The 12,987-nt window shown below is 69.5% G+C and carries 13 protein-coding genes and 1 tRNA gene; 10 read left to right on the forward strand and 4 right to left on the reverse strand.

Going from position 1 to position 12,987, the window contains the following annotated elements; translation table 11 throughout:
• The first annotated feature begins 101 nt into the window (after nt 1-101).
• The 7 genes from SRB5_RS27965 to SRB5_RS27995 all read left to right on the forward strand — a co-directional run bounded on the left by SRB5_RS27965 (nt 102) and on the right by SRB5_RS27995 (nt 7,346).
• Nucleotides 102-1,373, forward strand: coding sequence for a DNA polymerase III subunit delta' (locus SRB5_RS27965; RefSeq protein ID WP_153456238.1), 1,272 nt, complete (start codon nt 102-104; stop codon nt 1,371-1,373).
• Between the two features lie 64 nt (nt 1,374-1,437).
• On the forward strand, nt 1,438-3,018 hold the full coding sequence (locus SRB5_RS27970) for an alpha/beta hydrolase (protein ID WP_153456239.1): 1,581 nt from the start codon (nt 1,438-1,440) through the stop codon (nt 3,016-3,018).
• Nucleotides 3,019-3,131: 113 nt separating this feature from the next.
• A tRNA-Thr gene (locus SRB5_RS27975) sits at nt 3,132-3,205 on the forward strand.
• Between the two features lie 194 nt (nt 3,206-3,399).
• Nucleotides 3,400-3,804 (forward strand): hypothetical protein, encoded by a 405-nt coding sequence (locus SRB5_RS27980; protein ID WP_153456240.1) that lies wholly within the window; start codon nt 3,400-3,402, stop codon nt 3,802-3,804.
• 234 nt (nt 3,805-4,038) lie between these two features.
• Nucleotides 4,039-4,308 (forward strand): hypothetical protein, encoded by a 270-nt coding sequence (locus tag SRB5_RS27985; RefSeq protein ID WP_323378627.1) that lies wholly within the window; start codon nt 4,039-4,041, stop codon nt 4,306-4,308.
• On the forward strand, nt 4,301-4,924 hold the full coding sequence (locus SRB5_RS27990) for a DUF6879 family protein (RefSeq protein WP_153456242.1): 624 nt from the start codon (nt 4,301-4,303) through the stop codon (nt 4,922-4,924). The genes SRB5_RS27985 and SRB5_RS27990 overlap by 8 nt, the downstream gene beginning before the upstream one ends.
• Nucleotides 4,925-5,105: 181 nt before the next feature.
• The gene (locus SRB5_RS27995; protein WP_323378609.1) at nt 5,106-7,346 is read left to right on the forward strand and encodes an ATP-binding protein; all 2,241 of its coding nucleotides are present in this window, start codon (nt 5,106-5,108) and stop codon (nt 7,344-7,346) included.
• A gap of 186 nt (nt 7,347-7,532) precedes the next feature.
• Here the strand turns inward: SRB5_RS27995 and SRB5_RS28000 are convergent, their stop codons facing one another.
• Nucleotides 7,533-7,754, reverse strand: a complete 222-nt coding sequence (locus tag SRB5_RS28000; RefSeq protein ID WP_153456243.1) for a DUF397 domain-containing protein — start codon at nt 7,752-7,754, stop codon at nt 7,533-7,535.
• Complete coding sequence (locus SRB5_RS28005) at nt 7,747-8,541, reverse strand: helix-turn-helix domain-containing protein (RefSeq protein ID WP_153456244.1); 795 nt, start codon at nt 8,539-8,541, stop codon at nt 7,747-7,749. The genes SRB5_RS28000 and SRB5_RS28005 overlap by 8 nt, the downstream gene beginning before the upstream one ends.
• 185 nt (nt 8,542-8,726) lie before the next feature.
• Between SRB5_RS28005 and SRB5_RS28010 the strand changes: the two genes are divergently transcribed.
• Both SRB5_RS28010 and SRB5_RS28015 read left to right on the forward strand, forming a co-directional pair.
• Complete coding sequence (locus SRB5_RS28010) at nt 8,727-9,032, forward strand: hypothetical protein (protein WP_323378610.1); 306 nt, start codon at nt 8,727-8,729, stop codon at nt 9,030-9,032.
• Nucleotides 9,029-9,313 (forward strand): hypothetical protein, encoded by a 285-nt coding sequence (locus SRB5_RS28015; protein ID WP_323378611.1) that lies wholly within the window; start codon nt 9,029-9,031, stop codon nt 9,311-9,313. The genes SRB5_RS28010 and SRB5_RS28015 overlap by 4 nt, the downstream gene beginning before the upstream one ends.
• Before the next feature lie 91 nt (nt 9,314-9,404).
• On the opposite strand, the gene SRB5_RS28020 is transcribed toward SRB5_RS28015, so the two are convergent.
• Complete coding sequence (locus tag SRB5_RS28020; protein WP_228390507.1) at nt 9,405-9,899, reverse strand: hypothetical protein; 495 nt, start codon at nt 9,897-9,899, stop codon at nt 9,405-9,407.
• Between the two features lie 335 nt (nt 9,900-10,234).
• On the opposite strand from SRB5_RS28020, the gene SRB5_RS28025 reads away from it, so the two are divergent.
• Nucleotides 10,235-11,347: a glycoside hydrolase family 19 protein gene (locus tag SRB5_RS28025; RefSeq protein ID WP_153456245.1), complete on the forward strand. Its 1,113-nt coding sequence runs from the start codon at nt 10,235-10,237 to the stop codon at nt 11,345-11,347.
• A gap of 49 nt (nt 11,348-11,396) precedes the next feature.
• On the opposite strand, the gene SRB5_RS28030 is transcribed toward SRB5_RS28025, so the two are convergent.
• Nucleotides 11,397-12,839, reverse strand: a complete 1,443-nt coding sequence (locus tag SRB5_RS28030; RefSeq protein ID WP_153456246.1) for a lamin tail domain-containing protein — start codon at nt 12,837-12,839, stop codon at nt 11,397-11,399.
• Between the last annotated feature and the right edge of the window lie 148 nt (nt 12,840-12,987).

Here is a 12,987-nt window from a genome sequence, read left to right on the forward strand (position 1 = left end):
GCCACCGCACCCCCACCCACCCCACCCCCCGGGCGGACGCCCGGCGTGTCACAGGCACCCCCCACAATGGAACCCAGCGGAAGAAATCGGAGGCACCCCCCATGACCGTCTGGGACGACCTGATCGGCCAAGAGCGCATCAGCGCCCAGCTGACCTCCGCCGCCCGCTCCGCCACCGCCCTCGTCGACCGCCCCCCCGCCGAAGGCACCCGCCCCCCCGCCGAAGGCGACCGCACCGCCAATGACCGAGCCCCCGACGACCACCCCCCCGCCGGAGGCGAACCAGCCTCGGCGATGACCCACGCCTGGCTCTTCACCGGCCCCCCCGGATCCGGCCGCGCCACCGCCGCAAAAGCCTTCGCCGCCGCCCTCCAATGCCTCGCCCCCGACCGGGCCACCGCACCCGGATGCGGCTTCTGCGACGGCTGCCACACCGCCCTCCTCGGCACCCACGCCGACGTCGAGGTCGTCGCCACCGACCTTCTCACGATCGGCGTCAAGGAAACCCGCGAGCTCGTCCGCAGGGCGAACCTCTCCCCGGCCGGCGGCCGCTGGCAGGTGATCGTCCTCGAGGACGCCGACCGCCTCACCGAAGGCGCCGCCAACGTCCTGCTGAAGGCCGTCGAGGAGCCCGCCCCCCGCACCGTGTGGCTCCTCTGCGCGCCCTCCCTCGAGGACGTCCTCCCGACCATCCGCAGCCGCTGCCGCTCCCTGACCCTGCGTACCCCGCCCGTGGCCGCCGTCGCCGACCTCCTCGTCCGCCGCGACGGCATCGACCCCGCCGCAGCCGCCGACGCCGCCCGCGCCTCCGGCGGCCACATCGACCGCGCCCGCCTGCTGGCCACCGACGCGCGCGCCCGCGAGCACCGGGCGGCCGTGCTCAAGGTCCCCCTGCGGGTCGCGGACATCGGCGGCTGCCTGCGTTCCGCCCAGGAGCTCGTCGACACGGCCGCCGAGGCCGCCAAGCAGCGCGCGGAGGAGACCGACGCCCAGGAGACGGAGGACCTGCGGACGGCGCTGGGCGCGGCCCCCGGCGGCGCGGGCCGGATGCCGCGGGGCACGGCGGGGGCGATGAAGGACCTCGCCGACCGCCAGAAGCGCCGCGCCACCCGTACGCAGCGCGACAGCCTCGACCTGGCCCTCACGGACCTCACCGGCTTCTACCGCGACGTCCTGGCCCTCCAGCTGCGCGCCCCCACCCCCCTGGCGAACGAGGACGTACGCGACGCCGTCAGCCGGATCGCCGCCGACTCCGCCCCGGAGGCCACCCTCCGCCGCATAGAGGCGATCTTCGCCTGCCGCGACGCCCTCGAGCGCAACGTCGCCCCCCTCCTCGCGATGGAGGCGATGACCCTGGCTCTGCGCGCCGGCTAGCTGTCACCCGTACGGGCAGCAAGCCGCCCACGACGTCGCGTATCCGCGCCACTACGGTGAGCGCATGCGCCTGCTCCTCCCGGCACCGGCCGCCGCGGCCCTCCTGACGTCCGCCCTGCTCCTTACGTCCTGCACCTCGTCCGGCGCCCCGGAGGAGCCCGCCCGGGCCCGTACGGAGCAGGGCAGCTCGAAGGTCCGCACCCTGGCCGCCCTGGCGCCGGAGATCCCCGCCGCGCTGAAGCCGTACTACGACCAGAAGCTCACCTGGAAGCCCTGCGCCGACGCCCCGTCCTTCGACTGCGCCACCCTCCGCGTCCCCCTGGACTACACCGCCCCCGACACCGCCAAGGACGTGAAGCTGGCCGTGTCGCGGACGAAGGCAACCGGAGGCAAGCGGCAGGGCTCCCTGCACGTGAACCCGGGCGGGCCGGGCGCGTCGGCGATCGAGTTCCTGCACTCGTGGGCGGGCATCGGCTATCCGCCGGCGGTGCGGGCCGCGTACGACATGGTGGCGATGGACCCGCGCGGCGTCGGCGGCAGCCAGCCCGTGCGCTGTCTGACGGACCGCGAGATGGAGGCGCACACCCAGGTCGACGCGACGCCGGACGACGCCGGAGAGATCAGCAGGCTGATGGAGGCGTTCGACAAGTTCGCGGAGGGCTGCGAGAAGCACACGGGGGAGCTGCTCGGACACGTCTCGACGGCCGAGGTGGCGCGCGACATGGACGTGCTGCGGGCCGCGCTGGGCGACGAGAAGCTGACGTACGTCGGGGCCTCGTACGGCACGATGCTGGGGGCGACGTACGCGGGCCTGTTCCCGACGCGTACGGGCCGGCTGGTGCTGGACGGCGCCATGGACCCGTCGCTGTCCGCCCTCGAGCTGAACCTCGAGCAGAACGCCGGCTTCGACGTGGCCTTCGACGCCTTCGCGGCGGACTGTGTGAAGCGCCGGGACTGCCCGCTGGGCACGGAGTCGACGGCCGACGTGGGCAAGCGGCTGCGCGCGCTGCTGGACTCCCTGGACGCGAAGCCGCTGCCGACGGACGACCCGAAGCGCCGGCTGAGCGAGCCGCTGGCCACGATGGGCGTGCTGCAGGCGATGTACCTGGAGGACTTCTGGCCCACCCTGCGCGACGCCCTGGCGGAGGCGCTGGAGAACGGCGACGGTACGGGGCTGCTGGACCTCTCCGACCAGTACTACGAACGGGGGCCGGACGGCAGCTACGGGACGATGATGTACGCGTTCGCCGCGGTGAGCTGCCTCGACCAGCCGGCGCCGTTCCGCCGCCCGCGGGACGTCCAGAAGAGCATCCCGAACTTCGAGGCGAAGTCCCCGGTCTTCGGCCGCGACTTCGCCTGGGCGGCCCTGAACTGCGGCGACTGGCCGGTGGCCGCCACAGGCACCGCGAACCGCATCGAGGCGAAGGGCGCCCCGCCCATCCTGGTCGTGGGCACGACCCGCGACCCGGCCACCCCGTACGGCTGGGCGAAGAGCCTGGCGTCCCAGCTCGACTCGGGCGTCCTCCTGACATACGAGGGCGACGGCCACACGGCATACGTCCGGGGCAGCACGTGCGTGGACGGCACGATCAACACGTTCCTGCTCACGGGCAAAGCCCCGAAGAACGGCAAGCGCTGCACCTAACGGAATGTGACCCGTACGACACCCTCGGCCCCCCACCCACCGGCGTACGGACCACCCCCCGAAACTGTGTAGACTTACCGACGCCGCGGCAGTCACACTGACGTACGCCGCACGCCGCCTTAGCTCAGATGGCCAGAGCAACGCACTCGTAATGCGTAGGTCTCGGGTTCGAATCCCGAAGGCGGCTCCGAGAACCCCAGGACTCACTTACCGTGACCTGGGGTTTTTTCTTTCTTAGGCCTCTGGGCTGTCCTTGGCCCCTCGCGGGGCGGCATTCAGGAGCTTCCGGTGGTTCAGAGATTCGGGCTGCGGTGAGGATGGTCTCGCCTCTACCGTGGTCAGTCGAAATGAGACCGGGAACGTGTAGTCGAGGAGACGCCCTTGGATCCGGTATCGGTGGGAGTGCTGGCGGCGCTGGCAGGCGGGGTCGGGGGCGAGCTGGGGCGGCAGGCCTGGGCGACGCTGAGTGAGTTGGTTCGGCGACCGTTCGGCGGGCAGGCGGGAGCCTCGGCATCCGGGGAGGCCGAGTTGGTGGCGCTGGCCGAGGCACCAGCCGAACTGGCACGGGCAGAAGCGTTGAGTGTTGCCCTCGCCGCACGGGCGGCCGTTGACCCGGAGTTCGCCGCCGCGCTGGACTCGTGGCGTGGCCGGATTCCAGCGTCGGTCGAGGGCTCGGTGACCAACACGGTCAGTGGCGGTACTCAGTACGGTCCGGTGGTCCAGGGTCGGGACTTCTCCGGCATCACCTTCACCAGTCCCACGGTTTCCCCCGTGCAGGAGAGTTGAAGGCTTCGGCCGATCCTTGCGACGTCCCGGGCGACTCCGGTTCGGATGTCGTCGATACAGGGGGTTGCGTCCCATCATCTGTGTGACTCTGATCACCCGTGCGGTAGCTCAGGACGTCCGCGCGTCCGCTGGGGGAGTGCTGCATGGACTGGCGGCTTTCCTGATGTACGCATCCGGGTGCCCCCGGTATCGTTGAGGACACTGTCAGTGATGCTGTGGATACTGGAGGCAGTCGTGGCCCGCGCGTGGGAAGCCGATCCGTCAGCGTTATTCGTCAAGCGTCTCGGTAAGTCGGCGGCGGAGTTGGGCAACTCCAAGGACGACGACGAATGCCCGGACATCTGGCAGCTGAGCAACGGTGACGTTGCGGTGATCGGCCGCGATCTCACCGCGCACTACCGTTCGCGCCTGCCGAGCGAGGTGAACCTGGGGCCGGACGAGGCGTTGGTCGTCATCCCGGGCAACATGCTGAGTGCGGCGAAGGTGGACATTCCCGATGCTTGATCTCCTCGCTCCTGGGCTCCCGGACGAGCTGGGCGAGCGGCTCACACGCCAGGACTACAAGCGGGACTTCCGGGGGCGGCGCGCCGCGATCCGCGATGGCGAGTCCTGGAAACTGGAGCGGTTGCAGCACTTCGAGGAGACAGGCGACGACAGCCGGGAGGCGCTGCGTCGGGGGGACTGGCCGGCGGTGTTGCGGCTGTTCGAGGCCGACCGTGACGCCTTGGTTCGAAGGGCCAGGGATGAAGCTGCGCGCGGGGCGGTCTTTCATCGTGTCCGTGTGGTTGAGGAGCCGCTGACGCCGTATGTGCAGTGGGAGCTGCACTGGCTACGACTGAGCGCGGAATGCGGGCATTCCGTTCGCGTCCTGCCTGCTTCCGCGGTCGCCGCCGCGGAGGGCGATGCGTTGCTGCCGGAGTTGAACCTTCTGGACAGCAGGGTTCTCTACCGTGTGCTGTACACCGCTGCCGGTCAACCGGACGGGGCGATTCGCTTCACCGATCCCAGCATCGTGGGGAACTGGGCGGAGCATCTGCGGGAACTGTACGCGGCTGCGGAGGACGTCCAGGCGTACTTCGACCGTGCCGTGGCCGACCTGCCTCCGCCGCCCGCGGCCTGACCAGGGCACATCGATCGACGTGCCTACAGAGGGCAACAGGCGACCCGGAGACTCGCGGAACGACCTCTCCGGGTCGTCTCGTGATGTCGTTCAGGCCGGGAGCGTCACTGGTGACATCCACTTCCACCACGTCGCCGCCTCGGGGCGATCGGGACCCGTCCCACGCCAGCTCCCGGCCGACGTGAACACCTTCGTCAACCGCTCCGACGAATTGGGACAGCTGAACGCGGTGCTTGCCGACCGAAACGGCGGGCGCGTCGTCGTCTCCGTTCACGTGGTGGCCGGCACGGCGGGTGCGGGCAAAACCTCGCTGGTCCTGCACTGGGCGCACCAGGTCAAGGACCAGTTCCCGGACGGCCAGCTCTTCGTCAATCTCCGTGGGTACGATCCCGGAGAACCAGTCACAGCCGCGCAGGCACTTCAGCGTTTCCTGCGGGCCCTGGGGGTGGCCCCGGCCGAGGTTCCCCAGGACGTTGACGACGCGGCAGCGATGTACCGCTCACTGATCGCCGACCGCCGGGTCCTGATCCTCCTGGACAACGCGGCCACGGTCAGCCAAGTCCGGCCGCTGCTCCCCGGCGGAGGAGACAGCCTCGTTGTGGTCACCAGCCGCAGCCGCCTGGCAGGTCTCTCGGTGCGTGACGGCGCCCAAAGGATCACCCTTGGCACGCTTCCGGAGCTGGAGGCAGTCGCTCTGCTGCGCGCGGTCACGAGGGGCTATCGACCCGAGGACGACGGCGACAAACTCGCAGAACTGGCGCGCCTGTGCGCCCGTCTGCCGCTTGCCCTGCGGATCGCCGCCGAACGGGCCGCCAGCCACCCGCACATGCGACTCGACGATCTCATCAGCGATCTGCGTGACGAGTCCGCCCTCTGGGACGCTCTCAGCACCGGCATCGATGACGAGGCCGAGGCAATCCGTTCGGTCTTCACCTGGTCCTACCGTGCGCTACCCGCGCATTCCGCACGCCTCTTCCGCCTCCTTGGCCTGCACCCTGGAGCGGCGTTCAGCCTCCCCGCTGCCGCCGCCCTCGGCGAAGCCACACCCAGCCGAACACGCCAGCTACTCGACGATCTGGTCGGGGCCCACCTGCTGGAGCAGACCGCCCCGGACCGTTACGAGTTCCATGACCTCTTACGCGCGTACGCCACCGACCTCGCGCAGGCAGAGGAGTCGTCCGACCAAAGGCAAGCCGCGCGACGACGCGTCCTGAGCTGGTACCTCCACACGGCCGATGCCGCCCAGACGTGGCTCTATCCATCAGAGGACCATCTGCCACTGCCTGAACCCTTGCCGGAAGTTACGCCCCTCGTCTTCACCGACTACAACGCCGCCGTCGACTGGTCCGAACGGGAACAGGGCAACTTCCTCCCCGCCGTGCGCGACGCCGTCCGAAACGGAATGGACGGGACGGCTGGGCAGTTGGCCACCATCCTGTGGTTCGCACGTCCCGCCTCCTCGTCGGAGCGGGACTGGCTGGAGCTGGGCCGATTCGGATTGGAGGCAGCGACAAGACGAGAGGATCAGAGAGCGCAGACACGACTGCTTATCAACATGGGCATCGCGCACAGGGCCCTGAACAATTTCTCCGAGGGCCTGGACGCACTGGGGCGAGCCGTCACATTGGCTCGCAGCTCGCAGAGCCGGTACGACGAGGCCCAGGCCCTCAACCTCATGGGCCTGATTCATCTACGACAGCGCGAACTCGACTTGGCGGACACGCATTTCGGGCAGGCCATGACCGTCTTCCGGGACCTGGGAAATGGTCAACGAGCCGCCACCGCGCTGTCCAACATCGCCAGCACTCGCCTTAGCGCCGGCTGCCTGCCCGAGGCCGCCTCGGTCATCGACGAGGCGCTTGCCGCGCACCGGGCCCTGGCCAATCGTGGCGGTGAAGGCAACCTGCTTCGGATCGCGGCCGCCCTGCGACTCGAAGAGGGCGACACGGATGCCGCCCGGCGATCCATCGACGAGGCGCTCGATATCGCGCTCGCCCTCCGCGACCACACCCGGGAAGGCTTCTGGCTCCTCACCCTCGGCGACATCCAGCGCACCACCGCCCAGCACGGCGACGCCCTGACCTCCTACCAGCGCTCCGCCATGCTCCACCGACGCCTCGGCGACCGCAGCCGCGAAGCCCTGGCCTGGCGCGGCACGGGCCAGACGTATGCGGCGATGGACCGCCGCGGCGAGGCCACCACCTTCCACCGCCAGGCCGCGGCCGTTCACCGCGACCTGGGGGACACGTGGCAACTCGCCCTGGAACTCGACCACCTGGCTGCAGCCGTTCACCCGGAGGACCCCGAGACCGCCCGTGGCCACTGGATCGAGGCCCTGACCCACCTGACCCCTTATACCGACCCCCGGGCCACGTCCATCCGCGCCCGCATAGAAGCGTTGCTGAACAGAGCTGCCGACTGACGTCGTTGCTGACGTGGCCAACGACGCGACCGAACTCGACGGAACCCAGCCGCTCGAGGAACACCAGTCCCAGGTAGAGGCCACCGCTCTTCGGCTCCCCACCCCTGGGGCCCGCGCTCCTCGTCGAGGACGAAGCCGGTGACCAGGAAGCCTCGCCCCAGGGGGAGGGGGACGCTGGATGTCCGATCAGGTAAGGAACTGGCCGAGTTTGACGGCTTCTACGAACGACGCCCAGGCATCTGGTGGGAAGACCAGCGCGGGACCATTGGGGTCTTTGGAATCGCGGACTGGGACGCCGGACGCGTGCCCGTCCAGGATCTCGAGGCAGCTGCCTCCTTCGCTGTTGCTGTAGGAGGACTTGCGCCAGCCGTTCAACACGGCCGCGCACGGTATGAGGCGCTCAGTCATGATGCTCGTATTCCTCCGCGTATCTATTCATGACGGCGAGGGACTCCCTCAATGGGAGCGCATCACCCATGGCCAAAGCGTATGCGCCTTGCAGTCGTTGGACCACGTCCGGGGAGTCGTGCAGCTTGCCGATCGCTGCCCCTTCGCTGTAGGCGACCGGTGGCTGGTCCTCGAATGACATCAGCGTCACCATGCCCGGCAGCAATGGGTGAAACCCCAGGTCGAACGGCAGAACGTGAAGGCGCACACGTTCGCTCTCCACCAAGCAGACGAGATGCTTGAGCTGTTCAGCCATGACGGTCGCTCCACCGACGGGGCGGCGTAGTACTGCCTCATCCAGCAGCGTCCACACTACGGGCGTGCGCGCCCCATCGAGTACCTTGGCGCGCTCGAGCCGTGTGACGACGAGCCTGTCACACTCGTCATCACTCGGCGGGGGGAATGCCAAGCGGAAAACTGTACGGGCGTACGACGCTGTCTGCAGGATGCCGGGCACGTAGGACAGCGCGAACTCCTGGATCATCGTGGCCTGTTGTTCGAGCAGCCGCGTTGTTTCGAAGTACTCGGCGACCGCCGCGTCCTCGTCCGGGAGGAAGCTGGCCAGTACGTTTCCCGTGCCCAGGGCCTTGTCCAGGCGGCGGGCGTCCTCCCTGGACGGCAGGCGGCGGCCCGCCTCGATGTGGGCGATGTGCGAGCGGGTCATGAGTGCCAGGTCCGCCAGTTCTTGCTGGGTGAGGCCTTGGGCCTCGCGCTGGGACCTGAGCCAATTCCCGTAGATGTTCGACATCCGGTGCCTCCCATGTGACGGAAGCCTTGTCACACCGTCACCCCTGGTGAGCGTAATAGGAGTTGTCTCACTCTGTGAGTGGATCGCTACACAGCGATGCCATCCGTCGGTGGTCCGCACCGCTGTCGCAAGGGCTCGGCCGATCGCCGACCGGACGAAGAGATCCCCACACAGGAGTTGAAGACGTGTTTGACCTGATCGCCCCCCTTCTTGAACCGCTGCTGTGGTTCCTCTGGCCGAGCCGAGGGCGTCACCGCCGCGCCGCCCCGGAGCCGCCACCCGCAGCCCACGACCCACGTCCCACAGCCATCCCGCAGCCGCCTCCGCCCGCCCCGGACCTCACCCCGCCGCGCGTACGCCCCTACGTCTTCGCCCACGAGCACCGCGCCGAGGCCCGGCGGCAGCGGGCCCGGCGGCTGGAGCTGTGGCTCGCCGTGCACGGCGTGGACGCCGGGCCGCGGGTGATTCACGGGATGGAGGTGCCCGCGTGAGCGGCGGGCGGCTGTTGCCCTGGACCACGCCGGAGGGCAAGCCCTGCTATCTCCTCGGGGACGGGAAGGGGCAGGTGTCCCGGGTCGCGGATGATGTCGAGCGGGTGCAGCTCATCATGGCCGCCGAACTGATCGGACATGCCGCCGACATGCTCGATCACGGCCCGACCACCCTCCCCCAGCTCCGCTACCTCGTGGCCCGTATGGCCGAGTCGCTGCGCGCCGTACACCGGGTCGCCGAGAGTCGGGGGGCCCGGATCCCCGTACCCGATGAGGACTGACGTATCGGGTGAACGGCCCCCGCCCGTAGCCGATCCGGCCGCCCCGAAGGCGCGGAGTGGGCCACTCGACGGTCGCGCCCCGGGGCCGGGCTCAGGAGCGTGTCCGGAGCAGGTTTGGGCCCTTGACCCCGGATGCCCCGGCGGCGTACAGCAGCCATTGGAGTTCCAGGCTGCCGAAGAACGACTCGCCCCAGCTGTCGACCAGTACGCGGACCTGCGACGGGCCCGCAGGGACCACGTCCCAGAACTGCCAGCCGCGGGATTCCTCGTCCGGGTGGAAGCGGAACAGCCAGTTCTGCTGGGACCAGGGCTCTCCGCCGGTCCGGGCGGAATAGGTGTCCCCGGAGGCGGAGACGAACCATGACGGAATGGTGTCCTCCGGCAGGTCCTCGTCGCCGAATTCCACCGTGCACGCCAGCTCCAGCACCGCGGCGAGGACCTCCCGTACCCGGGCGGCGTATTCCTCCGGGGTGCCCGAGGACACCTCCGCCGTGAAGGCAGCCGGCACCGGGGGCGCGGAGCCGGCCGGGGGGCGTCGGCGGACCCGGTCGAGTTCGGCAGCGAGAGTGTCTTCGTCGTGGATCACGACGGGAATCTATCCGCGGGGGCCATCAGGTCACGTCCCGGCCGGATCGATGATCTCCGATCGGAGTCCGGTGCGCTGATCAGGCGCTTCCGGGGGCCGGCCAACGTACCGCCGTCGAGCAAGGTGGCACTGTCAAGGCTGGGCAAGGTGTTCGGCCTCGTCCGTAGCGGCACACGGTGAGGCGTCGGTGCGCGGCTACCCGGTTTCCGGGTGGGTTGTCGCCGTACTCCCTTCCTTCAATACTTACTTCAACCCTTGACGCATGGTGGTCCAGACCTTTAACTTCACGTCGCGCGACACCCCCTGTCCCCCCACCGAGGAGCGTGTCCCCCTCCATGCGTATACGCAGATTCTCCGGAAGGGCCCTGGCCCTGACCGCACTTACGGCCGTACTGTCCGCCCTCTTCACCGCGGCGCCCGCCGAGGCCGCCGACGGTTCCATCACCGGGCTCGCCGGCAAGTGCGTCGACGTGGCGGCCGCCAGCAGCGCCAACGGCACCGCCGTTCAGCTCTACACCTGCAACGGGACCAGCGCGCAGCGGTGGTCCAATCCCGGTGACGGGAGCCTTCGTGCTCTCGGGAAGTGTCTTGACGTCGTGGATCGCGGCACCGGCGACGGCGCGGCCGTCCAGCTGTGGGACTGCACCGGCGGGGCCAACCAGAAGTGGGTCGTCACCGCCGCGCACGACATCGTCAACCCGGCGGCGAACAAGTGTCTGGACGTCCGGGACAACTCCAGCGCCGACGGCACCCGGCTGCAGATCTGGAGCTGCACCGGCGCGGCGAACCAGAAGTGGAACGCGCCCGCGAGCGGCGGCGGTACGCCGTCCGGGTTCGTGGTGTCGGAGGCCCAGTTCAACCAGATGTTCCCGAACCGGAACCCCTTCTACACGTACGCCGGTCTGGTCGCCGCCGGCAAGAAGTACCCGGCCTTCGCGGGCACCGGCAGCGACACCGTGCGCAAGCAGGAGGCGGCGGCCTTCCTCGCCAACGTGAACCACGAGACGGGCGGTCTCGTGTACATCGTCGAGCAGAACACCGCCAACTACCCGCACTACTGCGACTGGAACCAGCCCTACGGCTGCCCCGCCGGCCAGGCCGCCTACTACGGTCGCGGCCCCATCCAGCTGAGCTGGAACTTCAACTACAAGGCCGCCGGCGACGCCCTCGGCATCGACCTCCTGAACAACCCCTGGCGGGTCGAGACCGATCCGGCCGTCGCGATGATGACGGGCCTTTGGTACTGGAACACCCAGACCGGTCCCGGCTCGATGACCCCCCACAACGCCATGGTCAACGGGGCGGGCTTCGGCCAGACGATCCGCTCCATCAACGGCTCCCTGGAGTGCGACGGCCGTAACCCGGCACAGGTCCAGAGCCGGGTCGACGCGTACATCCGGTTCACCGCGATCCTCGGCGTGACGCCGGGCGCGAACCTCTACTGCTGACGCGACCGATGCCGGGGACCGCCGTACGTAGCGGTCCCCGGCATCGGCGTCAGAACGCCGTGCCGTTCGCGCGGCGGCCGAGGGACTGGAGCAGGGAGCTGATCGTGTTGTGCTTCACCCACGTGCCCGTCGCGCTCACGTCCGGGCTGCGGTTGATCGACACGCCGTCCGTGCTCGCCAGCGTCGAGGAGTACGTCAGCGACTGGACCGTCGCCCCCGACGCGTCCCGCAGGATCACCGAGTCGCCGCCGTTGGCCAGGTTGAGGTCGCCGGTGCTCGCCGCCACCGCCGTGATGCCCGAGGGGATGGCAGAGGAGCCGCCGAAGACCGTGAGCGCCTTTCCGGGCTGGAGTGTCGTGCCGGAGGCGAAGGTGTGGCGCAGGGCCGTGCCGTCGCGGAGGGTCCAGCCCGCCAGGCTGATCGAGGTGCTGCCGGTGTTCACCAGTTCGACGCCCTCGCCGGCGGTGTTGCTGCCGGGCTCGTTGGCCAGGACCTCGTTGAGGATGACCCCCGCCGGGTCGGTGCCGCCCCCGCCGCCGGTGACGAAGTTGTAGCGGGCCATCACCGGGTAGTGGTCGGTGGTGGTGGAGGCGTAGTTCGGTATGTACGCCTGCGGCTGGAACGCCTTCGCCGTACCCGCGACGTACCTCGCGTAGACCTCGTTGGTGCCCAGCTGGTGGTCGATGAAGTCCGGGTAGCTCGTCGTCGAGGCCACCCCGGCCAGGGAGAGGGCGCGGGTCGGGAAGCCGTAGCGCGCGGTGTCACTCACGAAGTTCGCGTACGGGGACGCCTTCCCCGATGTGATCGACGTGTCGACGTCGTCGTTCCAGTCGCCGATGACGAAGACGTCCTGCGTCGGGTAGGTCGTGTCGAGGTAGGACTTGAGCGCCTGCGACGCGGGGTCGCGCTGGTTCCAGGCGGCCGTGTCCGAGCCGGCCTTCGCGTGCATGACGATGAAGATCAGGTCACGGGAGACGCCGTCGAAGGTGCCGCGCAGCTTGAACTCCACCGGCGGGCGGCCGGCGAAGACGCTGTTCTGCGCGGTCAGGATGACCTTCGCGCTCACCAGGCTCGCCACGCTGCTGCGCCAGACGAGCGCGACCTTCTGCTCGGTGTTGTTGAAGTCGGAGTAGTACGCCGCCCCGTTCGTCACCCGCGAGTCGTTCGCCACGATGCCGGTGAAGCCGGGCATTCCGGCGACGAGCGAGTTGAACGCCGAGGTGCTGACGACCTCCTCGAGGCCCCATACGTCCATGTCGGCGCCGGCCATGACGTCGCGGACGTTCTGCTGCTGCAGCGCCTCGTTGGTCGGGCCCATGTCGGGTGCGCCGAACCACTCGATGTTGTAGTTGCCGACGTCGAGCTGGGTCGGCGATCCCTGGGACGGGACCGTGGCGGTGGTGGCGGCGTGCGCGGCGGGGGGTGCGGCGAGCGTGGCCAGCGCGAGGGCGGCGGCTGCCGCCCCCACGAGTGCGCGCAGACTGCGTTTCATCGGCGGGGGACCTTTCGGAGTAGGCGGGTCGGAGGGATCGCCTCCGTTGACCTGAACATGCCCAGTGTGACGGGAGAAACGTCTGGCGCGAAGCCGCCACCGGGACTTCGGGGTTGTTCACCCCACCGGCGGGCGCGGTTCAGCCGCC

The organism is Streptomyces smaragdinus, assembly GCF_009604385.1.
Taxonomy (GTDB): domain Bacteria; phylum Actinomycetota; class Actinomycetes; order Streptomycetales; family Streptomycetaceae; genus Streptomyces; species Streptomyces smaragdinus.

Excerpts from the sequence above, each read along its gene's own strand:
- SRB5_RS27965 (WP_153456238.1), top strand. The coding sequence starts at position 102 with ATGACCGTCTGGGACGACCTGATCGGCCAAGAGCGCATCAGCGCCCAG.
- SRB5_RS27970 (WP_153456239.1), top strand. The coding sequence starts at position 1,438 with ATGCGCCTGCTCCTCCCGGCACCGGCCGCCGCGGCCCTCCTGACGTCC.
- SRB5_RS27990 (WP_153456242.1), top strand. The coding sequence starts at position 4,301 with ATGCTTGATCTCCTCGCTCCTGGGCTCCCGGACGAGCTGGGCGAGCGG.
- SRB5_RS28000 (WP_153456243.1), bottom strand. The coding sequence starts at position 7,754 with ATGACTGAGCGCCTCATACCGTGCGCGGCCGTGTTGAACGGCTGGCGC.
- SRB5_RS28005 (WP_153456244.1), bottom strand. The coding sequence starts at position 8,541 with ATGTCGAACATCTACGGGAATTGGCTCAGGTCCCAGCGCGAGGCCCAA.
- SRB5_RS28025 (WP_153456245.1), top strand. The coding sequence starts at position 10,235 with ATGCGTATACGCAGATTCTCCGGAAGGGCCCTGGCCCTGACCGCACTT.
- SRB5_RS28030 (WP_153456246.1), bottom strand. The coding sequence starts at position 12,839 with ATGAAACGCAGTCTGCGCGCACTCGTGGGGGCGGCAGCCGCCGCCCTC.